Origin of the sequence: Burkholderia sp. AU16482 (assembly GCF_002223285.1) — a bacterium.
GTDB classification, from domain to species: Bacteria; Pseudomonadota; Gammaproteobacteria; order Burkholderiales; family Burkholderiaceae; genus Burkholderia; species Burkholderia semiarida.
In genome coordinates this window covers 48,896-73,725 of the sequence record NZ_NKEY01000005.1, presented here as the reverse complement: position 1 = coordinate 73,725, position 24,830 = coordinate 48,896, and the positions used below count along the sequence as shown (strand labels likewise).

The window sequence follows — 24,830 nt, the reverse complement described above, 5'->3', positions numbered from 1 at the left end:
CGTTGGCGACACGCGCGTGCCGCCTGGCGGTGCGCGCAACCGTGATGGACGGGCGGAAAAACGCGATTGCCGCGCCCGCCCCACTTTCCCCGGAGACAGCCCGCGTGTTCCTTTCCGTTGCCTCACCGCTCGCCCGCAATCTTGCTTCGATCGTTTCGATCGCGGTATTAGCCGGCGCCACGTTCGGCGGCGCGGCATCGGCCGAGCCGCTGCGCACGGGCTCCGATATCGCCGGCGCGTCGCTCGTGCCGCTCGGCACGCTGCCGCACTCGCCTGAAAGCGGTGCGCTCGATCCGTTCTGCGCGCAATATCGCGCGAAAACGACCACGGCCGCCGGCCGCGAAGTCGCGCAGCGCGACTGGATCGTGACGTCCGAGGCACCGCTCGGGCGCTATACGGTCGTGACCTTCGCAAGCGGATTCAACGCCGGCACGAGCGCGATCTGCTTCGCGCGCAACGGCAATATCGGCGTCTTCGACGGCACGACGCTCGTCGCGCTCGGCTACACCGCGCGCAAGGCCGGCTGGCAGCTCGGCTCGGTCGATCGTCTGGAAAACGGCGCGCTGCTCGTCTGGGGCGGCGACGGCCCCGGCGCGCCCGTCGGCGAGTTGCACGCGGAAAGCGGCGGCCTGCGGCTGACCCGCGTCGCCGCCGAAAGTACGCACTGCAACGGCCGCGCGGTCGTGCCGAACGTGTATGGCAAGCCGCTCGACGCGGCACGCAAGATGCTGATCGCGCATGGCTGGCAGCCGCTGCGTCCGCGCGAAAAGCCGGACGCGGCGGATGGCGCTGCAACGCTCGCGAAGCACGGCATCGTCGAAGCCGAAGCGTGCTCGGGCACCGGCGTCGGGTATTGCGCGCTGCGCTACCGGAACGCGGCCGGCGTGCTCGGCGTGACCACGGTGGGTGGCGCGCCGGACAAGCCTTCCGAGAACACCGTGATCGACTATCAGGTTGCTTGCCGCAAACAGTGAGTGGCGTGCAGGCGGCACACGCGCGATGCGTGCCGTCTGGCCATCGGGCCATCGTCCGTTCGCTCGATTGACCGGCCTCGGGCGCCCTCCTAAACTGACCTCCCTTTAACGCCGCACCGGCAAAAGGGGCCGCCATGATCGATCTCTCCACGCTCGCGCTGTTCTCCGGCGCGTGTCTCGCGCTCACCGCCACGCCCGGCCCGGACATGTTGCTGATCGCGTCCCGCAGCGTGAGCCAGGGCCGGCGCGCAGGCTTCGCGACGCTCGCGGGCATTCAGGCCGGCACCTACTGCCATGCGCTCGCTGCGGCGCTCGGGTTGTCGCAGCTCTTCGTCGCGGTGCCGCTCGCGTACGACGTCGTGCGCTTCGCTGGCGCCGCGTATCTGCTGTATCTCGCGTGGAAAACCTTCCGTTCGGATGCGACCGCGCTGTCGCCCGTCGCGTCGCAACGTCGCCACTCGACCGCGACGATCTTCCGCCAAGGGCTGACGACGAACCTGCTGAACCCGAAGATGGCGCTGTTCGTGCTCGCGCTGTTCCCGCAGTTCGTGCGGCCCGAACATGGCTCGATCGCCGTGCAGATTCTCGTGCTCGCGACGGTGCTCAACCTGATCGGGATCGTCGTGAACGGCGCGGTGATTCTCTCCGCGAGCCGGCTGAGCCAGCGGATCGGCGCGCGCCGCCGGCCGTCGAAGGTGCCGCAGTATCTACTCGGGTCCGTGTTCGTGGGGCTGGCGGCGCGGCTCGCGGTGGCGGGGCGGAACTAACCCCGTCGCGAATCCGTAGTACCCACTCCAAGCTGACACCGAGTCGCGCTGCTTCCCGGGCCCGAATTCCCGAGCGCGCTCGGTTCCGTGCATCGTCATCGACATCGATATCTCCGACCCAAGAAATACGGTCGCGAACTCCCTCACGTGTGACCAACCGCCTGTGTCCGCATCTGCGGCCCGTCGTCGTTCTTGTCGCAACATAACATATTTGTTACTATGTCGACTCATGGTTACGAGATCCAGTTCTTCAACGACCGTGTAGCGGCGGGAGTCGCGTCGTTGCCGACAACGCTGCTTGCCCGGTACTTTGCACTCGCTGACCGCATGGAACGGTACGGTCCGAATCTCGGGGAGCCTCACTCCCGACCGATGGGAAACGGCCTGTACGAAATGCGATTGAAGGGCGCGGAAGGTATTGCCCGAGTGTTTTACTGCGCGATCGTCGAGTGGCGTATCGTCATGCTGCACTGTTTCGTGAAGAAGACGCCAAGGGCACCTCTGAAGGAACTGGAAATCGCGCGTCGTCGATTGAAGGAGGTTCGAGATGGCAACGTATAAGGAACTACGTGAGCGGGCATTGGCCGACCCCGCGGTGCGCGCGGAATACGAACGATTGAATCGCGAGGAATTCGCGCTGCTCGACGCGATGCTGGCTGCGCGGCGAGAGGCTGGCTTGTCGCAAGCCGATGTGGCGGAACGGATGGGCACGAAAGCGCCCGCCATTACGCGACTCGAGCGTGCGCTCGCAACGGGGCAGCATTCCCCGTCCGTCGATACGCTGCGCAAGTATGCGGCGGCTTGCGGCAAGAGGCTCGTGATCTCGTTCGCCTGAATCACGCACGCTCGAAACGGTCGGCTTCCATGACGGATTTCAATACCGGCATGGCGCGCGAGCGCCGAAGCCGTCAGCGCGTCGCGCCCAGCGCCACGCGCAGCCGCTCCATCAACTGCGTGTAATGCTTCAGCACGTCGTCCTTCGGCACGACGTTCGCGGTCGCGAAACGCTCCGACCACGCCGGCTTCCATTCATACGAACCGTGCACGCTCCGGTCGCCGTCGGGCGCCTGGATCAGCGAGCGGATCCGCGCGTCGCGGCCCGGCCCCGTATGCATCTCGAACAGCGCATGGATGAACGTGTGATATGCGTCGTACACGTCATCGTCGAACAGGTAACGGTAGATGTGGAATGTGCGGTCGAGGTCGCGCTTCGCGCGGATCACGTCGTCCGGCGAGATGTCCTTCCAGTAGCCGATCCACGTGTAGAAGCACAGCAGCGCATTGAGCTGCGGCGCGACCGTGTCGTACAGCGCCAGCCGCTTCTCGATCAGCCGCTGGTTGGTCCACTGCACGAGTTCGAGCCGCTTCAGCCGGCGTGCGACGAGCCAGCCGAGGCACGCGACCGACAACGGCGTCAGCACGCCGAGCACGAGCTTGACGATTTCCAGTGAATTCCACGGCGTATTGAATGGCTGCATGCAGGACTCGACAGGAAAAAACGTATCCGCTGCGACGCACGACCCGGCGCGCCACGCCGCGCCGCTGGGCCGACTGCATCGGCATTGACCGTTAGTTGCTTGCACATCGAACAGTGCGCGATCGCACGGCTCATCCGGTGCGACGCGACCCACCCCATCAGTTTATCGGGCGATTGTCACCGCGCGATGACCGCGCATCGATGCGCCGCCACGCGCCCACTCCGCGCTAGGTCGGCAGCGCCGACGTGAGCTTGACCTTCTGCATCGGAATATCGGTCTTCACGCTCAGCACGCCGGGAATGCGCGTCAGATATTCCATCTGGAAGCGCCGGTAATCGTCGATGTCGGCCGCGACGACGCGCAGCAGGAAATCGCAGTCGCCGGCCATCAGGTGGCATTCGACGACTTCCGGCATCTGCTGGACGGCCTCGGCGAAACGGTTCACCGATTCCGCGTCCTGCCCCTTCAGCCACACGCGCGTGAAGATCGTCAGCCCCTTGCCGACCTTCGCGGGATTCAGCACGGCGACGTACTTCTCGATCACGCCGGCTTCCTCGAGGAGCCGCACGCGCCGCAGGCATGGCGACGGCGACAGCCCAACCTCGTGCGCGAGTTCCACGTTCTGCATGCGGCCGTCGCGCTGCAGCGCGCTCAGGATCCGGCGGTCGATAGCGTCAAGCTTCATTTGGCACCCGATTCCAAAAAATTCGCGTATCACGCGTTCAATGCCAAATTCTGAGAAAAATCTGGCCACAACGCAACCCGATTCGAGTCAAAAAAGCAGACAATCCCTCCCCCGAAGGAGGAGTAATGAGCAGTAGCGTTTCAACGTCGTCCGGGCTTCGCGACAGGCCCGCCCATGTCGCCGAGATGGGTCGCGGTTTGCGCGCGGCGCTGCCCGTCATGCTGGGTTTCGTGCCGTTCGCGCTGGTGCTGGGCGCGCAGGCCGCGCAGAAAGGGCTGAGCCTGTTCGAGGTGCCGATGATGACGGGCCTGAACTTCGGCGGCGGCTCCGAATTCGCGGCGATCCATCTGTGGACGTCGCCGCCGCATATCGCGCTGATCGTCGCGATGTCGTTTCTCGTGAATTCGCGCCACATCCTGATGGGCGCCGCGTTCGAGCCTTATATCCGGCGCCTGCCGCGCCGCCGCGCGTTCGTCGCGCTGTTCTTCATGTGCGACGAGAGCTGGGCGATGTCGCTCGCCGACGCGCGCGAGCGCTCGGCCACGCACATCAGCGTGCCCTATTACGCGGGCATCTGCATGGGGCTCTATCTGACGTGGATCTCGATGACGACGCTCGGCGCGGCGGTCGGCCCGACGATCGGCAACGTCGAACAGTACGGCTTCGACATGGCGTTCACGGCCGTGTTTCTGGTGCTGCTGCGCGGGATGTGGAAAGGCGTGCGCGCGAGCCGCCCGTGGTTCGTCAGCCTCGTCGTCGCGGCAGCCACCCATCTCGCGCTGCCCGGTGCGTGGTATGTCGCGGCCGGCGCGTGCGCGGGGCTGATCGCCGCGCTGCTGTGGGAGCCGCGCGATGCCTGAGCTTCCGGATTTCAGCACGGTCGCGACGATCGTGCTGATGGCGTCGACCACGTACCTGTCGCGCATTCTCGGCTATGTGCTGCTGCGCAATCGCACGCTGAGCCGGCGAATGGCTTCGGTGATGGAGAACGTGCCCGGCTGCGTGCTGATTTCGGTGATCGCGCCGGCCTTCGTGTCGACGCGCCCCGCCGACCTGCTCGCGCTCGCGATCACGCTGCTCGCGGCGACGCGCCTGTCGATCCTGCCGACCGTCATCGTCGGCGTCGTGTCGGCCGGCCTGCTGCGCTACCTGCTCGGCTGAGCGGGGCCGGCCGGCCGCACCGGCAATCCATTCCGCGACACGACGAACGCGGTGGACGGAAGTGGACGGGGGGAAGCCGCGGCATCATCCGGGGCCGTTGAAACGCGAAGAGCCGGGGGGGAAGCTCAGTTCGAGGAAGTTGATAGAAAGCTTGGCGGCAGTCCGTCGACGCGGGACGGTTTCGCGCCCGGCAGGGCGGAATCGCCGCGACACGCCGGATACCCCGGAATCTCGACGACACGACCTTGCAGCGGCCGCGGCACCCCCGGGTAGACATTGAAGCGGGGCACTGCCTGCCCGTCGACCGTGGCATCCTTCACCGCATAGCGTATGTTGCCGGTCGCCGTCAGAAGCGCGCCGTGCGCATCGCACGCGACGGACAGTGCCTCGCGCGTACTCTCGGGCAACTGGCGCACGAGTGCGCGGAATGCGAAGTTGACGACAATACTGCCGGTTGTGTTCTGCTGCTCCTGGGTCGACACCTTGATTTCGGGCTTGACGTCCAGCCGATATACCGTTTCGTTCTGCACCGGCTGCAGCGCTTTCAACACGATCTTCTTGGATTGCCCGGGCGCAAGACTCAGCTTGAACGGATACGCATACAGCGCCGGCCTGGCCAGGGTTCCGACGGGTTCGAGCTTCTCGTCGTCCAGCGGCACGCCCGGATTGAGCAGACGAGACAGCGAAATGGTCACGTACTCGGGCCGGTCGCCGTTGTTGACGATCTCTACGTTCGTCGTATTCGAGCCAACCGTGATTTCCTTCGGAAGCACGTCGATCGCGGCAAGCGCCGGGCTCGATATGAACCCGGCGATCACTACCGCAATCGGCACAATCGAAAAAGAGAATGTGTGCAGTTTCATGTTCGCGTCTCGGTGAATCGGCATCGTGCTGAAACATGCCGGAGGGGCGTCTTGCCGGTTATCGCTCACGTGCGCGTCATGCTCGAAAAAGCGAAATCAACGACGATCGGTAAAATGCACCGCTCGCGCGCGGGCGAACGATCATGAACCCGGGCGGCGATGCCGCGAGCAGCGGCCGCGCTATTTCTGTTTCGGCACGATCGGCTCGAAGACTAGCGACAGCGTACCTGTATAGGTTCCGGTCGTACTCTTGAAATCGCCTTCCGGCGGATACGCGGAAACGTCAAGCGTATAGTAGCCTTCCGAGTCGATTTCCTCGGATGGTGGCGCCGGATTCACGAATTCGATCGCCTGCCCGACGGTGAACTGCTTCAGGGCGGCGTTTTCGGCGCCCATGCTGACGACCGGCTTCCGGAACGCGAGCGTCGGTTTCGCCTGGTTACGAATGTCCAGCGGCTGGTCCATGCGGACCTGAAACGTGCCCGTCGTCGATACGACGCGCAGGCGCGCCTTCACCTCGTAAGGGGTATCCCACGCGCCTAACTGCTGCATCGTCAGGCCTTGCCCGAACCAGCCGCCCTTGTCGTCGGTGATGATCAGATTGTTCGGGCGAATCACCTTTGCCGTGACCCTGCTTTCGGTCTTGCCGGTGAGCGCCGCAACTTGCGCCGACGCAAACGTCGGCACCAAAGCCAGAACCGCCAACGATCCGCTCAGGATGATTTTCTTCATGTCCACTCCTACGATTTCGTCACGACCGTGAACAACAGCACGTCGCTATAGTCGCCAGCCCCCGCGGACATGCCAACGGACGTCTTGAATGTCGGCACGAAACACGTGCGATTGCCAGTGTTCAGCCTGATCGCGCTGGCGCCGATGTTCGGTAACGGGAAATTCGCGCTGCCGCCGTTCAGCGTCACGCTGTACGGAACGGTTTGCTCCGGCTTGCTGGTATTCCTGAGCAGATAGCGATTACCGGACATTCCGTTCGCATTCGTCGCGTTAATGACGAAATTGCCAGAGCTGGCAAACCCCGTGTACGTGAAGCAGAGCTGCTGCGATGCACCGGCAAGCGTCTTCTGGCTTTCCCCTCGCGGCAGTTCGCCGAGATCCCAATCCGGCGCGACCGTGTCGAGAACAAACGACGGCGCCGGTGGCGGCGGCTTCGCAGGGTCCAGCACGATGCAGGTACCGTCGGTGCTCGCCATGGTGAGATAGGCTGCGCCCGTTACCTCGCCGAAATCGTTACCCTGCGTGTAGTTGGCGGCACGAAGGGACATTCCAGGCCAGTCCGCTATCTGGGAATTGTCGATCAATACCTCGATGTTGGCCGTAAAAGCTCTCTCAGTTCTCCACTCAGTCGACAAACCATAATAAATGGCGTAACCGTCTCCGACATAAGACGAAAAATTATAGCTGCCATTCAGTATAATACGTTTGGCCGCCGTGGTACTGGGCCTCAGATTTCCCATGCGATCGTAGTTGTACACCAGTATCCCTCGGGAGACGTATGCCACATTCCCGTGATTGCCGGCGGCCGGGCGGAATTTTATCGTGACACCGAGCGTGCTGGTTCCATCGCCATTGTTCTTCCACCTGCACGCGCTATAGCTATCGATGACTTTCGCGGTTTCGAGTATGAAGGCGGATGCATTAAATGAAAGCACGGAAAGACATACAGCCAACGCACAACTCCGCCAGTACTTGATGATTTCTATCCTGCCCATCGATTTAATCCTTTCGCTTAATATTCAATCCATTTCACCATCTCACCCGATCGCACATTTCCGCGTGCTGGCGGATACGGCAACATGACGGACACCTTCGTCGGCCCGGCGCGCGATACGCGATTGCTCACACCTTCAACGGCGCCGAAGGCGCAAGCCCATGCCGTCGCATGGACGATTCAGTGCTTCGCCGCCCCGTGCTGGTAGATCACCACGCCATAGCCGACATTGACGAATAACGGTGCCGGCGCACCGTCGCTCGACGATGCATCGACGAGAATCCGCTCGTTCGGCCTGAACGTGATCCGCCACACGTTCGTCTGCGACGGCACGGCCAGCACCTTCAACCCGATGCGATACTTCTGCCCGGGCGCCACCGCCAATCGACCAGGCGACACCAGCAGGGTCGGCTTCTCCACATCCCCGACCGGCACCAGACGCTCCGGCGTATCGCCCGGATTGAGCAGCAGATGTTGTTCGACATCCAGATAGAGCGGCGTATCGCCGGCGTTCTCGACGTAGAGCTCGCCCGCCGGCTGGCCCGGCTCCAGTGTCAACTCCGCGCGCGACAGCTTCAGGACGCCGGCGGCCATGCTGCACGTGCACATGAGCGCCGCCAACGTCCCCAGTGCAATGCGCGACGCACCGCCCATCACGAGCACTCCAGCGTGTGCGGTTTGTCGTCGACCGTCAGCGACATCCGCTTCGTCGCGAAGTGCTGCGGCGTGCCCGGAAAGACGGCAATGGTTTGAGCGGTAGGCGCCTGGTCGTATTTCACATCGGTGAAGACTTCCCGCACGTTGCCGGTGTTTTCGAGGGTGAGGCCGCCATCTTCGCAGCGATGCGTCCAGCCGCTACGTTGCTTGCCGGGGGGCGGCATATGCCGGACAAGCACGCCATACCCGACGGCTACCGACATCGGCGCGGTGATCCTGTCTTGCGGCGCGTCGTCGACCTTCAGCGATCTGACCGGCAAGATATAGAGCCGATACAGTTCCTCACTGGCCGGCTCCACGAGCGACTTGAGCACGATCGAGCGCGTCTGGTTCGGCCCGAGCGTCAGCTTGTCGGGGCTCGCGAGCATGCCGGGATGCGGCAGGTTGCCGATGTCCTCTTTCTGTTCGGGCGTCTTGCCCGGATTCAGCACCTTCTGGGCCGAAATCGTCAGATAGAGCGGCGCGTCGCCCATGTTCTTCACGGTGACGTGCTGATCGTGAGCGCTGAACACCTTGGTCGTGGCCGGCATCACCATCAGCTCGCCTTCGGCCTTGGCCGGTTGAGACGCCGCAATCAGCAGGCCACATAGAATCGGAAGCGTGGTTCGCAAGTTGTGGATCATGTCGTCAATTCCTGGATATGGTTGAATGCATCGTCATTGGCAACGGAAGTCGTTTCCGTTGGCGTCTTTCAGGCTGCACGTGTAGCGATGCCCGTTCTGGTCGAGCGTGATCTGCGACAGCATCTCCTTGCTCACTATCGAGAACAAACCGTTCGGGTGCACCTTGTCGCCGGTTTCAAGCAACTTCCCGCTCAGCGGGTTGCCGTTCATATCCTTCAGGAAACCGCTGTACACCATGTTGATGTCGACCTTCGCCTTCGCCGCATAAACCTGGCCCGGGTGAGCCCGAACGATGTTTGCCGGCACTTCGACGTTCATGTCGATCGTTTCGCTATTGCTGATCACGCGTGCGAACGGCACGTCGGCGTAAGCGTTGAGCGGCACCGCATACGTGCTGTTGCCCGCAACCGGGCTGCCCTCGACGTTGAAGCCGTACTTCATGCCCGGGATATTCGGCGTCTTCAACAACATCGCGCTGCCGCTCGAGCTGTAGCGCCCGAACGCCACGCCTTGCTTGCTGGCCGCGACCATCCCGCGATAGTTGAAGTCGACGTTGCTGCCCGAGCTGCTTTGCCCGAGGTTCAGCGACGCGTCGCCGCGCGTGCCGGAGCGCGTGCCGTAGACGTTCACGCCGTAGTCGGTGCCGATCCGGCTCGCCGACAGGCCGACGGACGTCGTGCCGAAACTGTCCTGGAAATCCTTGCGAACGTCGCCGCTGAGCTGGGTCTGCCCGCGCGCATGCGCGGCGCTGAAGCTGCCCTGCACCTTGTCCAGCACCATGGTCATGTTGAAATACACGCCATAGCCGCCGCTGCCCTGATAGCTGCCCTTCTGGACGCCCAGCGCGAACGTGCCCCACAGACCGTTCGGCCGGTAGTTCCAGCGCGCCTCGGCCTGCTGCGACTCGCTGAATTTCGAGCGCTGATAGTTGTAGCTGAACGTCACCCCGCGGAAGAGGCGGCTGTAGGACACACCCGTGCTCGGCTGACCGAAGTAGAAGCGCGACACGTTCGTGTTCTGATAGCGGCTGACCATCAGGCTGCCGAGCGCCTCGCTCGCCACCGACAGGTTGACGTAGCCGCCTGTGCTGCGTTCCCCGCTCAACAGGCCCAGCGTGGGCGTGACGTCGACCCCGCCCAGCCGCGTCGGCCGCGTGACGTTGACTTCGGCCGCCCATTTGCCGCTCTGGCCGGCCAGCATCGATCCGTTGAGATAGAACTGCTTGAAGTTCCGGCTCATCGCGACTTCGAGCAGATAGCCGCCGGTACCCATCTCCTTGCCGGCCGTCACGTGCCATGCGTTGCCGCTGCTCGCACCGAAATTGAGGTTGTTGACCTCGCGGGTTTCCCGGTTGACCACGTTACCGTTGCGGTCGACGAGCCGGATCTCGACTGAGTAGTAGCCGCCCGGCAAATCGGCAAAGCTGATCTCGTTGCGGCCGAGCACGGCCGGCCGCTTCAGGATCAACCGGCCATTCCGGTAGAACTCGTAGTTGCCTTCGGCCGATGAATAGAGGATCAGCGAGCCGGTGTTGGCGTCGACCCGCAGATGGGTCTGACTGCCGACGGTCACGAACTGGTCGAAGCTCGGCGTCAGCAGCGTGCTGACCGATCCGGCCTCGTAGTCGATATTGTTCTGCTTGCCTGCCCGCAAGTACGTGCGGGAAAAGTTCTTCTGCAGGTAGTACGACGACAGCCCCTGCTGGCCGCCGCTGTAATTGCGCGTTTCGGAACGGTTCGCGTACCAGCTCATGTAGCCGAAGCTCTGGAACGGAAGCCCGACGTACGTGTTGCCGCTCACGTTGACGGCACGGTACCCGTCGGACGACGCGCGCAAGTCGACCGCCTGGTTGTTGACCAGCCCGAAACCGGTTTCCGGCGCGATGTAGTCCTCGCGCGAATCGCGGATCGCGATCGACCGCTTCAGCTTGTCGACCGTGACGTAGTACCCGGCGATCTCGACGTCGCACCCCTTGCTGCAACGCTTGTAGTCGAGCCTCGAGATGACTTCCCGGATGGTGTCGACGTCGTCGGGCGAGATGCCGTTCGCCGCATACTTGGCCGCATCGAACTGGAGCGACGTGTTGGCTGACGAATAACTGATGAACCCCGGCAGCGTGCGCCCGTTGAACGTCCCGACATAATTCGCGCTATCGTCGAGTTCGACCGCACTGAACCCCTCTGGCACCCCGTACGTGACCTTCAGTTCTGCGAATGAGTGCGACGAAACAAAAAGAAACGCACCCAGCCACAGCTTGTTGAAACGGAAAGGAGCTTGATAGGCGATCACGCTGATTTCTTCTCTTCTATGGAGGACTGGGATTTGGACGAGCGGCCATGGGAACTCGACAGGAAGCGAGCCCCGATCGAATCGGGGCTCCAGGTGGAACGATTACGGAGCGGCGGCTGCGACCGGCTCGAACACCATCACGAGATCGCCGCTGTAGCTGCCGTTGGTGCTGTTCGTACCGATCATGTCCGGCGCTTCGACGTCGATCTTCAGGTTGTGGACTTCGTCGTAACCATCGAGCGTCTTTGCCACTTGCGTGATCTTCTGGGTCGAGCCGAACGCGACCGCCTTGTCGCCACCGTTGCTCGACAGCGTCACTTGCGCGTTCTTCATCTCGTACCTGCCGCTCGACATCTTCAGCTCTTGCGCGAGCGACACGTTGAAGTCGGGGTTCTTCGTCCAGATGCGGATCGGCAGCGTCTTCGTGAATTGCTTCTGCTTGTAGTCCGTGGCATTCAGTTCTTCCGTGCCGTACCAGGTCGAGCCGTCCGGCTTCGACACGAACATGGCGTCGTTGATCTGCGCCGTCAGCGTGATCTTCTTCGAAACGGAGTCGAGCTTTGCCGTTTGCGCCTGTGCCGTTTGCGCCATGCCGAACAGTGCAGCGCCCATACCCAGTGCCAGCGCAATTTTGTTGAGTTTCATCGAATGATCTCTATGTAAAGAATTGATTTCGGAGCGAATTTCGATTAGCTAACCGATCGAAACCCGACGCGTGGAAGAATGAATTCCACTGTTGATATTTTATGAATGTTGCCAAAGTCGATAAACTGGACGATTTCGAATTTGCACGGCAAATCAGATAGGACAAGTACGAAAAATATAGATTCGTGGCTTTAAATCGTTGATTGTCAGGACGATTTGACAATGTTCCGAGCGAGATGATTAAAGTTTTGGTCGAGCGAATCGCACGCACGTCGTCGCCGTACGTTGCATCGAATGACAAAATCCGGAAGTTGGCAGCGAATGGTGGACGATCCGCGACGCGGCTTGTGGCGCCGGACGCGGCGTTCCCGAAAGGCGGACCGTGACGCACCGGGCGAGCGCGTCAGCACGAAATCACGTGTGGGCGCGTAGGGACTGAGGTGCCGGTGCCATGCGGGAGGCCTGCATCGAGCGTGCGGCGCGTCGGCGCCACGACGGGCGGTGGGAAACGCGACTGCGCGGAGCTTGCCACGGGGCCGGCGAACGCCCGAAATGATTTACACGATGCGCCAACCCGTGGGGGGGCATGACGAAGTATGGCCGGTCGTTCAAGCGATAGATGTCAAGGCGTAAGCACCATAACCCGACATGAATGCATCAGGTCACCGCGGAATCGCGGGCATTCGATCATGCTCGCCGGTACGTCGTCAGATACGAGCGGACGCCGCGCCATATCCGGTTCGGTCTGCTGCTCGTGGCCCTGCCCGGCGTAGCCGGCTTCTCCGCCGCGGGCATGTGCGTCCACGCCCGATGTCTTGCTCGCTTCGCCGATCGGCCGAGCATGCTTCGTGACGGCCGTGCCGGGTGCTCCATGACGATCGCCAACAATCGGTTCAGGCGCCACCTGGCCCCGCTTGTAACGCCTGCCGACGGCAACAATCACGGATGACTGTCACGGCGGGCGGGAAAACCGTCCGCATCCTGATAACCGTCTTCGACCCCGCCTCATAACCGGTGTCCTGGCCGCAAACCGTGACTGAACCGTTGTTGAAGCAGGCAACGGAGCCAACGCATCCGTTCTCGCGCCGAATCGATTGGCCAGCCCCACGCGCAGGATTTAACAATTTACAAGACTTTCCTAAAAATCTACACCGCCTTTTACATATTTAGTACTTGTACTAGTTATTTTCCCGTCAATTTGGATGCCGTCCCATTCACCATTCCTTCCCATATCTGGAAAATCCGTCTTGAAATGCACATGCCGACATTCATCGCGCACCCGCTCCGCAGCGGCTCTCGCGTTCGCATTTCACCCTCATATCAATCACCGTTTGGAACTAGATTAATGAAAATCACGAAAAGCACTCATGCTCTTTCCTTGATCCTGGCTGCCGCCGGTCTGGCTGCCGCTTCGGCCGCGCATGCATCCGACGGCACGATCACGTTCACGGGCAGCGTCATTGCCTCGACCTGCAAGGTGACGAACGGCTCGGCCAACACTATTGCCGTGACGCTGCCGAAGATCGGCGCGAACACGCTCGGCGAGGCGGGCAAGACGGCGGGCCGCACGCCGTTCTCCGTGGTGCTGGAAGGCTGCACCTCCGGCGGCGCGAACCCGACGAAGGTCGGCGTCGTGTTCGAATCCGGCTCGAACGTCAACCAGTCGACCGGCCGCCTGACGCTCGACGGCGGCACGGATGCCGCAAAGAACGTCGAAATCAACGTGCTCAACGACAAGCAAACGCCGATCAAGATCGGCGCGATGGGCGATCAAGGCGGTCAGCTCGTTGACATCGCGGCAGACGGCAAGGCAACGCTGAACTACTTCGCCGAGTACTACGCAACAGCCGCGGCCACCGCCGGCCAGGCCAACTCGAAGGTTCAGTACTCGCTGACCTACCAGTAATCGATCGCAACGGAATCCGAGGGGCTTTTCCAAAAAGACTTCCGGCCGGGCCTTTCCGGCTCCTCGGCATTCCGCCTGATAAGAACTACTACATATTTACCGGAGTTGACCATGCTGTCCGCAAAATATTTTTCGACGTTCGCGCTGTTTTCCGCCCTCGTCACGTCCCACGCCTGCGCCGACGTGGTGATTTCCGGGACGCGCGTGGTCTTTCCGGGCAACGACCGCGAGGTCACGGTCAAGCTCACGAACGAAGGCAAGGCACCCGTGCTCGTGCAGGCATGGCTCGACAAGGGCGACCCGAACGCGTCTCCCGACAATATCGACGTCCCGTTCACGCTGACGCCCGCGATGTTCCGGATGGAACCCGGCAAAGGGCAGACGCTGCGCATGATCTATACGCGCGAACCGCTTCCGGCCGACAAGGAATCGCTGTTCTGGCTCAACGTGCTCGAGATCCCGCCCAAAGCGGCGCCCGGAAACGACCGCAACCAGCTTCAGATCGCGTTCCGCTCGCGCATCAAGGTGATGTTCCGCCCGGAAGGCCTGACCGGCAACGCCAGCGCCGCGCCGAAGCAACTGAACTGGAGCCTCGTCAAGGCTGGCGAAGGGTATGCGCTGCAGGCCAGCAATCCGACGCCCTACGTCGTCAATCTGGGCAGCGTGTCGCTGAAGGCCGCCGGCCATCAATACGACGCGGGGATGGGATACGTGCTGCCCGGCGGCACGCAACAGTTCCCGGTCAACCAACTCGGCGCGCTGCCGTCGAGCGGTGCGACGGCCTCGTTCGGCAGTATCGACGACTGGGGTTCGTCGTCGGACAACGAGCGCCCCGTTTCGATAGCGCACTGACGCGATACCCAGCCGCGCCGCGCGCTGCGGGTTCGACATCCGCAATCGCAACGCGCACCGCCGCTTCACATCTTCGTCGGAGGCCAGGCCTCGCGAACAACACCGATTTTTCTATTTGCAACGAACGCCGAGCGATGCCGCGAAACACGCAGCCCGTAACGGGCTTTGCGCGTGGCGCCGTGCACCCGATCACGACAGGAGCAGCTGGGAATGACTTCGAATCGACATGTGCGCACGTACGTGCCCGGCATGCCGCACCTCAAGCCCATCTACGTGCTGGTTCTGTCCTGCATCGGCGCGTGGTCGCAAAACGCGCGTGCGGAAACGCCCCCGCCGTCTCTGCCCGCGCCGATCCAGGTCGCGCAGACGGAGTTCGCGCAGGTCGAATTCGATCCCGGCTTCCTGAGCAACGGCAACGGAAGGCAGGTCGACCTGTCGCGCTATGCGCGCGGCAACGTCGCGCTGCCGGGCGAATATAGCGTCGACCTCTACGTCGGCGCCGACTGGATCGGCCGGTACGACGTCCCGTTCAAGGCCGCGCCCGGCACGCCGGACGCGCAGCCTTGCTTCGACGAAAAGATGCTGAAGCGCATCGGCGTCGATTTCCGCAAACTGTCGCCCGAGCTCGTCGCGCAACTCGCCGTCGCAGGCGAATGCCGCCGCATCGGTCAAGTCATTCCGGAAGCGAGCGCCGCGTTCGATTTCAGCGAGCAGACGCTGACGTTGAGCATCCCGCAAGCGTCGCTCGCGCACCAGGCGCGTGGCTACGTGAGCCCCGACCAGTGGAGTTCGGGCGTGCCGGTCGCGATGCTCGGCTACAACTTCAACCTCTACGGCTCGAAGAACCGCGGCAGCTCGACGCAGACGCAAGGGTATCTCGGCCTGAGCGGCGGCGTGAACGTCGGTAACTGGCACTTCCGCCACGACGGCTCGTATAGCTGGTCGTCGCAAGGGAGCAGCCAGTACGACGACATTTCCACCTACGCTCAGCGCGACCTCCCGTCGCTGTCGTCGCAGCTCGTGATCGGCGAAACCTACACGTCCGGCGACCTGTTCGACTCCACGCAGTTCCGCGGCGTGCGACTGTCATCGGACGATCGCATGCTGCCCGATTCGCTGCGCGGGTACGCGCCGGTGGTGCGCGGCATCGCCAACACCAACGCGAAGGTCACGATTCGCCAGAACGGCGTGATGCTTTACGAGACGACCGTCGCGCCCGGTGCGTTCGAGATCAACGACCTCTATCCGACCGGCTATGGCGGCGACCTGCAGGTGTCCGTCACCGAAGCCGACGGCTCCGTGCATGCGTTCTCGGTGCCGTACGCGGCCGTTCCGATGTCGCTGCGACCCGGCATCAGCCGTTACAGCTTTTCCGTCGGCTCGCTGCGCAATCCGCAGGGCAGCAGCCATCCGTTGTTCGCGCAGGCCACGTACCAGCGCGGCCTGACAAACCTCATCACGGGCTATGGCGGCGTGACGGCCGCGACCGGCTATGTGTCCGCGATGGTCGGCGCCGCGCTCAATACGTCGATCGGCGCGTTCGGTGCGGACATCACGCATGCGACCACATCGATCCCGGGCGTGAAGCGCTTCAACGGCTCGAGCATGCGGGTCAGCTATTCGAAAACGATCGCGCGGACGAATACCGATATCGCGATCGCGGCGTACCGCTACTCGACGAGCGGCTACTTCGGCCTGAACGACGCGATGCGCACACGCGACACCGTGCGCGAGGGCGGGCTTGTCGACTCGATCTGGCGTCAGCGCAATCGCGCGTCGCTGACCCTCAGTCAGCGCCTCGGCGACAAGGGCGGCCAGCTCGGCGTCACCGCGTCGGCCTCCGACTACTGGAATCGCCAGGGCTCCGACACCAGCTATTCGGTCAGCTACAACAACGCGTACCGCAATATTTCGTACAACCTGTCGGCCGCGCGGCAGCGCAGCCAGGGCGGCGAAATGAGCACGCTGTACTACGTCAGCGTCACGATTCCGCTCGGCCGATCGCGGCCCACGACGGTGTCGGGCAGCGTCACGCACGATACCCGCGGCCGTACGCAGGTTCAGACGACGCTGTCGGATTCGCTCGGCGTCGACAATGCGCTGTCGTACAGCGTCAACGTGAACCACGCGTCCGATACCGGCAGTTCGAGCACCGACGGCGGCGGCAGCGCCACGTACCGTGCACGCTTCGCCGAACTCAGCGCGAGCGCCAGCGCGAGCGGCGATTATCAGCAGGGGTCGATCGGCATCCGCGGCGCGGCGGTCGCGCATGGCGGCGGCATCACGCTGTCGCAGCCGCTGTCCGAAACGTTCGGGATCGTCGAGGCGCCGGGCGCTGCCGGCGCGCGCATCACGAATGCGTCGGGCGTGCGCGTCGACGGTCGCGGTTATGCGATCGTGCCGTATCTGACGCCTTACAACCTGAACACGGTCGAGCTCGACCCGAAGGGCATCTCGATGGATGTCGAGCTGAAGGAGACGAGCCAGCAGGTCGCGCCGCGCGCCGGCGCCGTGCCGCTGCTGAAGTTCGCGACCGATACGGGGCGCGCGATCGTCATCAAGGCGCGGCAGGCGAACGGCGCGCCGTTGCCGTTCGGCGCGACCGTGTACGACCAATCGGGCAAGGAACTCGGCGTCGTCGGGCAGGCAAGCAAGATCTTTGCGCGCGGGCTCGACGCCCACGGCGAACTCACCGTCAAGTGGGCCGACGACGCGAATTCGTCCTGCCGCATCTCGTACGACCTTCCGGTTCGACAGGGCAAGCACGGTTCGAACGGATATAGCCAGATCGCCGGCGTCTGCGCTAAACCCTGACCGGCGTGGTGTGGCCGCGCGTGGTCCGGCGCGGCTGATCGCCCGCGAGCATGCCGTGCACGACATGAACCACGACCCATTCATTTACGAAGCAAGCGTACGCCTTGCTTCTTTTCAAAGGAGCAACGGGTGAAACCATCCACGAAACCTCGCTTATCCGCTTCGCGCGGTTGGAATGTCCTACTGTCGCTTCTTGCATTGGGATGTGCACCGTTCATCCTGTCGGACGCCGCTCGCGCATGTTCGTTTCCCGGCGATGCGCCTCCACCATTGTCTCCGACGCTCCAGACGAGCATTACGAGCAACCGGGACGCGAAAAATCCCGGCACGCTCGTGAATTCGGGCGCACTCAGTGAACAGCAAAGAACCACCTACTTCATAGGCCCGGACTGCGACGGCAAACAGTATAGAGTCCGGTCACCGGGAAAACTGGTTCCCGGCATCACCTTTTCCTATGGAGGAAAATCGCACCCGGTATATGAAACCGGCATTCCCGGAATCGGCTACGCACTCATGGCAGCGGTACAGAACGGCGCCAGCCCGCTATCACCGTGGTCCCCCGTTACTTCGGACTGGACACAGATTCCGGTGTACCCCTCCAGCTCGGACCTCTACGCTCGCGTTGCGCTTGTATTCAGCGGAGCACTCGTTTCGGGCTCCTATTCCATCCCCTATACCAAAATCGGAGACGTTTACTTGGACCAGGGCTCTGGAGGTCGTGCTTCCGCGATTTATATGAACCCGCTCAGGATCAACATCACCGCCACCAGCTGCTCACTGACGTCGGCCACGCAGAGCAGCGTCGCGCTACCGGAGCTGTTTGCCCCCAGGCTGGCTTCGGTGGGCGACGTGTCCACCGAATCCGGCACCACATCGCTCATGGTCAATTGCAAGCAATCGACCGGCGTCTACGTCACGTTGACCGATGTCGTCACGCCAACGAACACTGGAAACGTTCTCAGTCTCGCTCCCGAGGCGACGGCAACGGGTATCGGCATCCAGCTCTTCAAGGAGGGAAGTTCGACGCCGCTCGGTTTCGGCCCCGATTCCTCATTGAAAGGCAACACCAATCAGTGGCTCGCAGGCAGAGTGACGGGAAGCGGCACCCTGACCATTCCGATCGTCGCGAAATACGTGAAGACCGCACCTAAAATCACACCGGGGCAAGTCAACGCGCGGGCGTCCTTTACGCTTTCGTATCAATAGAGCCGAAGCGGATCGGGACAACCAGCCGTGCGCCGCCATCGGTCAGTTCGAGGTACGCGGCGCTCGCGTTTCGGCGCCGGACAACCGCTCCAGCGCGGCCGCGATCGTCGCGCGGCAGGCCGGCCATGCCGGCGCGAGCCCTTCCACGCCTTCATCCATCGCGATACGTTCCGCGCGCGCGCATGCGTCCCGTGTCCGCGTGTCGCCGGCCAGCGCGAAACCGCCTCGCAGCGAGTGCAATTCGGTCTTCAGCGTGCCGATATCGCCGCTCGCCAGCGCCGCGTCGATTGCCGCGAGCGAGCGAAGCGTCGCCTCGCACAGTTTCAGCCGGATCTCGTCGGTCATCGCCGGCTGCTTGCCGTGATCACCATGCTCCACGGCGGGCGAGCCGGAAGCCGCATGCCGCCTCAGCGCGGCATCGAGCGCCGACATCGACAGCGGCTTGAGTACGACTTCCGCGGCACCCACCCGTGCGCAGCGTCGGTAGTCTTCCTCCGTCGCATGCGCGGTCATCGCGATCACGGGCACCGTTGCCCCCTGTTCCCGCAGGAAATTCGTCAGCGCGTAGCCGTCGAGCTCCGGCATGCCCAGATCGGTCAACACGACATCGAACGGATGCTCGAAGAACGCCCGCATCGCCTCCACGCCGTTGCTGACGATTATCGCGTCGTACCCCAGCGCATCGAGCTGGTCGCGCAGCAACGCGCGGCTCGCGGGATGGTCCTCGGCAACGAGCACCCGCAACGGCGCGCGCGTTGGGTCATCCGGTTCCGGCCTGGCGTCGGCCGCCGCGTCGTGCTCGAACGTATCCGCACGCCATCCGGCCGGGGCGGCCGGCAGCGGCAGTGTCGCGGTGAACGTCGTGCCTTCGTCGACGCGGCTGTCGACGGTCAGTTCGCCGTGCATCAGCGTGGCGATATGGCGGCATAGCGGCAGCCCGAGGCCGGTGCCGCCAAAGCGGCGATAGGTCGATGCATCGGCCTGGATGTAGACGTCGAACAAAGCCGGCATGCGGTCGGCGGGTATGCCGATGCCGGTGTCCGCGACGCGTATTTCGAGGCCGCGCCTGTGGGCGCCGATGCGCGCCGGCCCTGCCGAGAGCGTCACGCTGCCGCGTTCGGTGAACTTGATCGCGTTGCTGACGAGGTTCGACACGAGTTGCCGCAGGCGGGTCGGGTCGCCGACATAACCATCGGCCAACTCCGCCGACACGGCGCACTCGAGCGCCAGTCCCTTTGCATCGGCGAGCGGACGGAAAAACGCCGCGATGTCGAGCAGCAGACGGCGGGGGTCGAACGGCATGACTTCCAGCGTCATCTGATTCGATTCCGCCTTCGACAGGTCCAGCACGTCGTTGATCACGCGCAGCAGCGCATCGGACGACGACACGATCGTGCCGAGCCGGCGCCGCAGCGGCGGCGCCATCTGCGCGTGCGCCATCAACTCCAGGTTGCCGATGATCGCGTTGAGCGGCGTGCGGATCTCGTGGCTCATCGTCGCGAGGAACGTCGACTTCGCCTTGTTCGCGAGTTCGGCCGCTTCGCGCGCCTCGCGCAGCTTTTCCTCCGCCTGCTTGCGCACCGTGATGTCGAGCAGCGTGCACAGCAGCACGTCGATGCCGCGGTACTTGGTGCGCGCGATGTGCGCGTCGAAATAGACGATGCCGGCCCCCGCGCGCTCGACGGCCAGCTCTCGCGTCACGCGCTTGCGCGCGTTGCCGGCCGGGGCGCCGTCCCGGTACGCGCGCCACAGCAGTGTGCCGAGCGGCTCGCCCGCCACCTCCCGCTCGTACGCGATCATCGCTTCGTTGCGCATGATCGCCTCGCCATCGGCAAAGGACAACAGCACGAGCCCGGCCGGCGCGGTCCGGATCAGTGTACGGTTGAGCGCCTCGCTTTCGATCAGGCGAATTGCACGGCGATTCGCCGGACGCAGCGCGCGCCGGTCGAAAGACACGATGGCGCCCCACAGCAGCCCAATGGCGAACACGGCGGCCCCGAGCGTCACGCCGAGGGCGGCGGCAATATCGTACAGAACGCCGCGCCACGAGAGCGTCGCCATCAGCACCGCATCCGATTCCCGTATCTGGCTGCCGATGACGAAGTGCGTGCCGACACGACGAACGACCGTTTGCGTGCGGCGCGCGTCGGCGAGCGCCAGGGCGGCTGTCACATCATCGGGTTGACGGCCGACCAGCAGATTGCCGCCGACGTCGACGAGCGCGTAGTCCGCGCCGATGCTCGACGGACGCACGATCTCGTCCATCTGCGGCCGGCTGTTGGTGATGAACCAGGCGACCGGCTTGCCGTTCGCGCCGCGCACCGGTTGCACCAGCCGCAACACGGCGCGCCCGAGCACCGGGTCGAATCGACGGTCGAGCGTGATCGCGTTCGCCGCGGAAGCCGCCGGGGCGGACGCGCCGTCGTTCAGCGGCCGCAGTTGCCGAACGAGTGCCCGCACGTCGAAACCGGCCGGCCACGAGAGCGCTCGCTTGACCACCGGATACCCCATCGCGACAAGATAATCGCCGTTCGAATCGATCAGATAGGACGCGAATACCGAAATCGCCGGTTTCGGCGGCAGCACGCCGGTCGTCTCCACCTGTCCGAGAAAGTTTTCGAGATAGGGCAGGCGCGTATTCGCCGGATCGGCTGACGGGACATCGACGAAGGCCGCGACCGCAACCGGCCCGATCCGGCCGACCAGGGTTTGTTTACCGCGCTTGCCGTCGAACAGCCCGGGCGAGCCCGGCGCAATGACGGGGCCGTGCGCCCAACGCTGCTCCATGTTGTCGACATAGCGATTCTGCAGCGCCTTCATCACCTCCAGCTCGGCAAAGAACTCCGCCTTGCGCTCGGTGAAGTCAACGCGGGCGCGCTCGAGGGATTCCTTCACATCGAGCAGCACGACGAGCGCCGCACACACCAGAATGAACACCGAGATCGCGGCGCCGCTTGCATACAGCAGGAACTGCTGCTGTCGCCTCACGCGAGCCGGTTCGAATGACTTGCGACCCGTCGGCGTGGCGGACGAAAGAAGTCTTTTCAGTTTTGCAGGCATGTCGTGTCGATCTCGTCACACGCGGCCGCGGATGCCGCATCGTTTACCGACCTCCACGCGTCGGCGCCCCGAAAACAGCGTTGTCGCGCGGCGCGCACCGCCGACACGCACATGCATCGTTTCAGCGGCACTGGCCCGCAGCGGAGTCGGAGCACAGCCGGCCCGCGGGCGCGTCACGTCCGCGACGCCTCGTCGTCGGGTGCGCCGTCGAGATCCTGTTCGCCGTTGTAGCGGATCAGATCCGCGTCGCGCACGATACCGAGTTTCTTCATTGCGCTCGACTTTTGGGAACTGACGGTCTGCTTGCTCCGATGAAGCTGCGTGGCGATCTCGCCCACCGTGTAGCCCGCACCGAACAATCGCACCACCTCGATTTCGCGCGTGGTCAATGCGCGCGCGGTGGGCTCGGGTTTGGCGTCGTGCAGGAGTTGCTTGATGTATGGCGACGTGTAGCTCGCACCGACGTACGCGGCATGCACGGCGCCGATCAGGTGCGAGATCGCATCGGACTTGCTGAGAATGCAGCTCACGCCCCGCTTGTGGATCGCGCGCAGCACGCTCGGATTGTCGATCATCGTGATCGTCACGATGCGCAGCGCCGGATAGCGCCGCTGCAGGAACGACAGCAGCACGAGCCCGTCGCCGTACTTGCCGCCCGGCATCACATAGTCGAGCACGAGCACGTCGCTCTGCTGCACGTCGAGCGCTGCAACCAGGTCCGTCGAATTCGAAACGGTGCCCACGAGCCCGATCGTGCTGTTGCCTTGCAGCGCCTGCGACATGCCCAGCGCGGACGCGGGATGATCGTCGGCTACCATCACGCGCACAAAAAATTCTTCCATGTTCCTGTTTCCGCCGAGGCTTTCGGTGATGCGCCGCTTCCCCGCCGCGATGGGAAGCATGCTCCCACCATCGTGTTGCAGGCCGTACTCGGCATACCGGGCAATAGCGGCTCAATTTTAGAATAATTTCCGGTTCGTCCGGAAATCGGCGTGCGGCCGAGCAGCGGACGGTACGCGCACTGCGCCGGCAGTGCACAGGATATGGCCGCACGTCCCCGTCGTGCGGATTTTTCGAAGTTATCGACGACTCGCCGCTTTTTACACGATACCGGAGCCGGCCACGCGCCCGCGAGGCATGGTCGCCACGCTACGTGGCGCGCTTTGGACAGCTCGGCTCGCCGGGCAGTTGCGAATTGCCAGGATGTCGGTGAGGCACCGCATAACGGCATTACCTGAAGGCGAATCGCTGAAATTCTGGCAACATGACTCGAGAAACCGATCCCCGGTCGACGCCGGGAGTCATATCAGCCTCGTGGCTTGCGCCACGCCGCACTTCCCCTCATTGCCTTCCGCGAGGATCGTCCCGATGCAAGAAACCCGCCCGCTGTTCGATCGCGTCCTGCTCACCAACGACGACGGATTCGACGCTCCCGGCCTTGAAATACTCGAACAGGTCGCCACGCAACTCGCCCGCGAAGTGTGGATCGTCGCGCCCGCCGAAGACCAGAGCGGCACGTCGCATTCGCTGAGCCTGCACGAACCGCTGCGCGTGCATCGCAAGGGCGAGCGCCGCTTCGCGGTGCGCGGCACGCCCGGCGACTGCGTCGCGATCGCGGTCAGCCACCTGATGAAGGGCGCGCGGCCGGACGTCGTGCTGTCGGGCGTGAATCGCGGCGCGAACCTCGGCACCGAAACGGTGTTTTCCGGCACGGTCGGCGCCGCGATGACGAGCATGCTGGTCGGCGTGCCGGCCATCGCGCTGAGCCAGGCGTTCACGGATCGCAACGCGGTGCCGTGGGGCACCGCGCTCGCGCACGCGCCGGACGTCATTCGCCGGCTCGCCGCCGCCGGCTGGGACAGCGATGCGTGCCTCAACGTCAATTTCCCGCCGCGGCCGGCCGACGACGTGCGCGGCCTGAAGGTGACGAACCAGGGCGCCGGCACGCTGCAGGGCGTCGAAATCGTGTCGGGACGCGATCCGCGCGAGATCGACTATCACTGGCTGAAGCTCGCGCGTGCGCCGCGCGATGACGATGCGGATTCGGAAACGGTCGCGCTCGGCGAAGGGTATATCGCGGTCACGCCGCTGAAGTTCGAACGCACGCACGACCAGGCGCTCGCGCGGCTGCGGTCGAACCTCGGCTGATCGATCCCCCTGCGAACGAACCCGGCGGTTGCGTACACGATGCGCGCACCGCCGCCGGTTCTCCGCGTCACCCCGTCACGTCAGGTTCAACCCGCCATCGAGCATCACGATCTCGCCCGTCACGTAATCGGACGCGACGAGCATCGCGACCGTCTGCGCGATATCGTCCGGCGTCGCCGCGCGACGCATCGGCGCGCGCTCGCGCCACAGCTGCTGCGCTTGCGTCCAGTCGGCGGTCAACGGCGTATCGACAAGCCCCGGCGCGACCGCATTGACGCGAATCGCCGGCGCAAGCGTGCGCGCGAGCAGCCGCGTCGTGTGATTGAGCGCGGCCTTCGCGGCCGCATACGGAATCGACGCGCCCTTCGGCCGCACGCCCGCATGCGAACTGACGTTCACGACGCACCCGGCACGCCCGTGCGACGCCGCCTCGCGCAGGGCGGCCTGCGCTTCGGCGACGAGCCGGAACGGCGCGATCACGTTGATCTCGTGCATTTCGCGCCACACGTCGGGCGTGGCCGCCGCGAGGTCGTCGTGCGCAATCACGCGGCTGACGCCCGCGTTGTTGACGAGCACGTCGAGCCGCCCGTGCACGGCGAGTGCGTCGCGGATCAATCTCACGCGCTCGGCGTCGTCGGCGAGATCGGCCTGCACATAGGCGCCGCCAAGTTCGCGCGCCATCGCACGCCCGGCGTCGGCCGAGGTGCGCGAATGCAGGATCACCGCGTAGCCGTCGGCCGCGAGGCGCCGCGCGACGGCCGCCCCGATTCCCGACGTCGAGCCGGTCACGAGCGCGACCGGCCGATGCACGCGCGACGCGCGCGGTTCGCCGGCAGCTTCGGCTTCGGTTTCAGGAGCCGTTTCGGAAATCGGGGCAGACATCGGCGGGAGCGGCGCGTCCATGGCGTGGAACCTT

At 64.0% G+C, this 24,830-nt stretch carries 23 protein-coding genes; 11 read left to right on the top strand and 12 right to left on the bottom strand.

All coding sequences use genetic code 11. The features are described from left to right. The first annotated feature begins 104 nt into the window (after positions 1-104). The 4 genes from CFB35_RS17305 to CFB35_RS17290 all read left to right on the top strand — a co-directional run bounded on the left by CFB35_RS17305 (position 105) and on the right by CFB35_RS17290 (position 2,576). Positions 105-974, top strand: a complete 870-nt coding sequence (locus CFB35_RS17305) for a PASTA domain-containing protein (protein WP_059576198.1) — start codon at positions 105-107, stop codon at positions 972-974. Between the two features lie 134 nt (positions 975-1,108). Next, positions 1,109-1,741 carry a LysE family translocator gene (locus tag CFB35_RS17300; RefSeq protein ID WP_059576201.1) on the top strand — a complete coding sequence of 211 codons (633 nt, stop codon included), beginning with the start codon at positions 1,109-1,111 and terminating at the stop codon, positions 1,739-1,741. Positions 1,742-1,960: 219 nt separating this feature from the next. Beyond that, the gene (locus tag CFB35_RS17295; RefSeq protein ID WP_059576204.1) at positions 1,961-2,302 is read left to right on the top strand and encodes a type II toxin-antitoxin system RelE/ParE family toxin; all 342 of its coding nucleotides are present in this window, start codon (positions 1,961-1,963) and stop codon (positions 2,300-2,302) included. Further along, positions 2,289-2,576 (top strand): helix-turn-helix domain-containing protein, encoded by a 288-nt coding sequence (locus CFB35_RS17290; RefSeq protein ID WP_059576207.1) that lies wholly within the window; start codon positions 2,289-2,291, stop codon positions 2,574-2,576. Before CFB35_RS17295 ends, CFB35_RS17290 begins: the two co-directional genes overlap by 14 nt. Positions 2,577-2,649: 73 nt before the next feature. On the opposite strand, the gene CFB35_RS17285 is transcribed toward CFB35_RS17290, so the two are convergent. Together CFB35_RS17285 and CFB35_RS17280 are read right to left on the bottom strand one after the other, a co-directional pair. After that, positions 2,650-3,219: a hypothetical protein gene (locus tag CFB35_RS17285; RefSeq protein ID WP_059576210.1), complete on the bottom strand. Its 570-nt coding sequence runs from the start codon at positions 3,217-3,219 to the stop codon at positions 2,650-2,652. A gap of 226 nt (positions 3,220-3,445) precedes the next feature. Further along, entirely contained in the window at positions 3,446-3,904 is a 459-nt protein-coding gene (locus tag CFB35_RS17280) for an Lrp/AsnC family transcriptional regulator (RefSeq protein ID WP_006486309.1), read from the bottom strand. A gap of 125 nt (positions 3,905-4,029) precedes the next feature. Between CFB35_RS17280 and CFB35_RS17275 the strand changes: the two genes are divergently transcribed. Further along, positions 4,030-4,764 carry an AzlC family ABC transporter permease gene (locus CFB35_RS17275; RefSeq protein WP_059576213.1) on the top strand — a complete coding sequence of 245 codons (735 nt, stop codon included), beginning with the start codon at positions 4,030-4,032 and terminating at the stop codon, positions 4,762-4,764. Beyond that, a complete protein-coding gene (locus tag CFB35_RS17270; RefSeq protein ID WP_059576216.1) occupies positions 4,757-5,065 on the top strand; it encodes an AzlD family protein in 309 nt (102 codons plus the stop codon). The genes CFB35_RS17275 and CFB35_RS17270 overlap by 8 nt, the downstream gene beginning before the upstream one ends. Before the next feature lie 125 nt (positions 5,066-5,190). Here the strand turns inward: CFB35_RS17270 and CFB35_RS17265 are convergent, their stop codons facing one another. The 7 genes from CFB35_RS17265 to CFB35_RS17235 form a co-directional block, all read right to left on the bottom strand. Then, positions 5,191-5,928: a hypothetical protein gene (locus CFB35_RS17265; RefSeq protein ID WP_063892419.1), complete on the bottom strand. Its 738-nt coding sequence runs from the start codon at positions 5,926-5,928 to the stop codon at positions 5,191-5,193. 180 nt (positions 5,929-6,108) lie between these two features. After that, entirely contained in the window at positions 6,109-6,660 is a 552-nt protein-coding gene (locus tag CFB35_RS17260; RefSeq protein ID WP_059576219.1) for a hypothetical protein, read from the bottom strand. Between the two features lie 8 nt (positions 6,661-6,668). Beyond that, the gene (locus tag CFB35_RS34410; protein ID WP_063892420.1) at positions 6,669-7,655 is read right to left on the bottom strand and encodes a hypothetical protein; all 987 of its coding nucleotides are present in this window, start codon (positions 7,653-7,655) and stop codon (positions 6,669-6,671) included. Positions 7,656-7,834: 179 nt separating this feature from the next. After that, positions 7,835-8,308 (bottom strand): hypothetical protein, encoded by a 474-nt coding sequence (locus CFB35_RS17250; RefSeq protein WP_059576225.1) that lies wholly within the window; start codon positions 8,306-8,308, stop codon positions 7,835-7,837. Continuing rightward, positions 8,308-8,994, bottom strand: a complete 687-nt coding sequence (locus CFB35_RS17245; RefSeq protein ID WP_059576228.1) for a hypothetical protein — start codon at positions 8,992-8,994, stop codon at positions 8,308-8,310. Before CFB35_RS17245 ends, CFB35_RS17250 begins: the two co-directional genes overlap by 1 nt. 33 nt (positions 8,995-9,027) lie before the next feature. Continuing rightward, the gene (locus tag CFB35_RS17240; protein WP_059576233.1) at positions 9,028-11,283 is read right to left on the bottom strand and encodes a TcfC E-set like domain-containing protein; all 2,256 of its coding nucleotides are present in this window, start codon (positions 11,281-11,283) and stop codon (positions 9,028-9,030) included. 102 nt (positions 11,284-11,385) lie between these two features. Further along, entirely contained in the window at positions 11,386-11,928 is a 543-nt protein-coding gene (locus CFB35_RS17235) for a CS1 type fimbrial major subunit (protein WP_059576236.1), read from the bottom strand. A 1,345-nt stretch (positions 11,929-13,273) separates the two neighbouring features. Here CFB35_RS17235 and CFB35_RS17225 point away from each other — a divergent pair. The 4 genes from CFB35_RS17225 (at position 13,274) to CFB35_RS34405 (ending at position 18,706) form a co-directional block, all read left to right on the top strand. Continuing rightward, a complete protein-coding gene (locus tag CFB35_RS17225) occupies positions 13,274-13,834 on the top strand; it encodes a fimbrial protein (protein ID WP_059576239.1) in 561 nt (186 codons plus the stop codon). Positions 13,835-13,945: 111 nt separating this feature from the next. Then, the gene (locus CFB35_RS17220; protein WP_059576242.1) at positions 13,946-14,686 is read left to right on the top strand and encodes a molecular chaperone; all 741 of its coding nucleotides are present in this window, start codon (positions 13,946-13,948) and stop codon (positions 14,684-14,686) included. A gap of 210 nt (positions 14,687-14,896) precedes the next feature. After that, on the top strand, positions 14,897-17,500 hold the full coding sequence (locus CFB35_RS17215) for a fimbria/pilus outer membrane usher protein (protein WP_059576245.1): 2,604 nt from the start codon (positions 14,897-14,899) through the stop codon (positions 17,498-17,500). A gap of 129 nt (positions 17,501-17,629) precedes the next feature. Next, the gene (locus tag CFB35_RS34405) at positions 17,630-18,706 is read left to right on the top strand and encodes a fimbrial protein (protein ID WP_143328734.1); all 1,077 of its coding nucleotides are present in this window, start codon (positions 17,630-17,632) and stop codon (positions 18,704-18,706) included. Between the two features lie 42 nt (positions 18,707-18,748). Here the strand turns inward: CFB35_RS34405 and CFB35_RS17205 are convergent, their stop codons facing one another. Further along, complete coding sequence (locus CFB35_RS17205; RefSeq protein WP_059576251.1) at positions 18,749-21,766, bottom strand: hybrid sensor histidine kinase/response regulator; 3,018 nt, start codon at positions 21,764-21,766, stop codon at positions 18,749-18,751. A gap of 173 nt (positions 21,767-21,939) precedes the next feature. Beyond that, positions 21,940-22,608: a response regulator gene (locus CFB35_RS17200; protein ID WP_059576254.1), complete on the bottom strand. Its 669-nt coding sequence runs from the start codon at positions 22,606-22,608 to the stop codon at positions 21,940-21,942. Positions 22,609-23,134: 526 nt separating this feature from the next. On the opposite strand from CFB35_RS17200, the gene surE reads away from it, so the two are divergent. Next, a complete protein-coding gene (surE, locus tag CFB35_RS17195) occupies positions 23,135-23,914 on the top strand; it encodes a 5'/3'-nucleotidase SurE (RefSeq protein WP_059576257.1) in 780 nt (259 codons plus the stop codon). A 75-nt stretch (positions 23,915-23,989) separates the two neighbouring features. On the opposite strand, the gene CFB35_RS17190 is transcribed toward surE, so the two are convergent. Further along, positions 23,990-24,817, bottom strand: coding sequence for an SDR family NAD(P)-dependent oxidoreductase (locus tag CFB35_RS17190; RefSeq protein WP_060010367.1), 828 nt, complete (start codon positions 24,815-24,817; stop codon positions 23,990-23,992). Positions 24,818-24,830: the final 13 nt, after the last annotated feature.

What these genes read in the sequence shown, in the direction of transcription:
- CFB35_RS17300 (WP_059576201.1), top strand. Translation starts at nt 1,109, where the DNA reads ATGATCGATCTCTCCACGCTCGCGCTGTTCTCCGGCGCGTGTCTCGCG.
- CFB35_RS17295 (WP_059576204.1), top strand. Translation starts at nt 1,961, where the DNA reads ATGTCGACTCATGGTTACGAGATCCAGTTCTTCAACGACCGTGTAGCG.
- CFB35_RS17290 (WP_059576207.1), top strand. Translation starts at nt 2,289, where the DNA reads ATGGCAACGTATAAGGAACTACGTGAGCGGGCATTGGCCGACCCCGCG.
- CFB35_RS17285 (WP_059576210.1), bottom strand. Translation starts at nt 3,219, where the DNA reads ATGCAGCCATTCAATACGCCGTGGAATTCACTGGAAATCGTCAAGCTC.
- CFB35_RS17280 (WP_006486309.1), bottom strand. Translation starts at nt 3,904, where the DNA reads ATGAAGCTTGACGCTATCGACCGCCGGATCCTGAGCGCGCTGCAGCGC.
- CFB35_RS17275 (WP_059576213.1), top strand. Translation starts at nt 4,030, where the DNA reads ATGAGCAGTAGCGTTTCAACGTCGTCCGGGCTTCGCGACAGGCCCGCC.
- CFB35_RS17270 (WP_059576216.1), top strand. Translation starts at nt 4,757, where the DNA reads ATGCCTGAGCTTCCGGATTTCAGCACGGTCGCGACGATCGTGCTGATG.
- CFB35_RS17265 (WP_063892419.1), bottom strand. Translation starts at nt 5,928, where the DNA reads ATGAAACTGCACACATTCTCTTTTTCGATTGTGCCGATTGCGGTAGTG.
- CFB35_RS17260 (WP_059576219.1), bottom strand. Translation starts at nt 6,660, where the DNA reads ATGAAGAAAATCATCCTGAGCGGATCGTTGGCGGTTCTGGCTTTGGTG.
- CFB35_RS34410 (WP_063892420.1), bottom strand. Translation starts at nt 7,655, where the DNA reads ATGGGCAGGATAGAAATCATCAAGTACTGGCGGAGTTGTGCGTTGGCT.
- CFB35_RS17250 (WP_059576225.1), bottom strand. Translation starts at nt 8,308, where the DNA reads ATGGGCGGTGCGTCGCGCATTGCACTGGGGACGTTGGCGGCGCTCATG.
- CFB35_RS17245 (WP_059576228.1), bottom strand. Translation starts at nt 8,994, where the DNA reads ATGATCCACAACTTGCGAACCACGCTTCCGATTCTATGTGGCCTGCTG.
- CFB35_RS17235 (WP_059576236.1), bottom strand. Translation starts at nt 11,928, where the DNA reads ATGAAACTCAACAAAATTGCGCTGGCACTGGGTATGGGCGCTGCACTG.
- CFB35_RS17225 (WP_059576239.1), top strand. Translation starts at nt 13,274, where the DNA reads ATGAAAATCACGAAAAGCACTCATGCTCTTTCCTTGATCCTGGCTGCC.
- CFB35_RS17220 (WP_059576242.1), top strand. Translation starts at nt 13,946, where the DNA reads ATGCTGTCCGCAAAATATTTTTCGACGTTCGCGCTGTTTTCCGCCCTC.
- CFB35_RS17215 (WP_059576245.1), top strand. Translation starts at nt 14,897, where the DNA reads ATGACTTCGAATCGACATGTGCGCACGTACGTGCCCGGCATGCCGCAC.
- CFB35_RS17205 (WP_059576251.1), bottom strand. Translation starts at nt 21,766, where the DNA reads ATGCCTGCAAAACTGAAAAGACTTCTTTCGTCCGCCACGCCGACGGGT.
- CFB35_RS17200 (WP_059576254.1), bottom strand. Translation starts at nt 22,608, where the DNA reads ATGGAAGAATTTTTTGTGCGCGTGATGGTAGCCGACGATCATCCCGCG.
- surE (WP_059576257.1), top strand. Translation starts at nt 23,135, where the DNA reads ATGCAAGAAACCCGCCCGCTGTTCGATCGCGTCCTGCTCACCAACGAC.
- CFB35_RS17190 (WP_060010367.1), bottom strand. Translation starts at nt 24,817, where the DNA reads ATGGACGCGCCGCTCCCGCCGATGTCTGCCCCGATTTCCGAAACGGCT.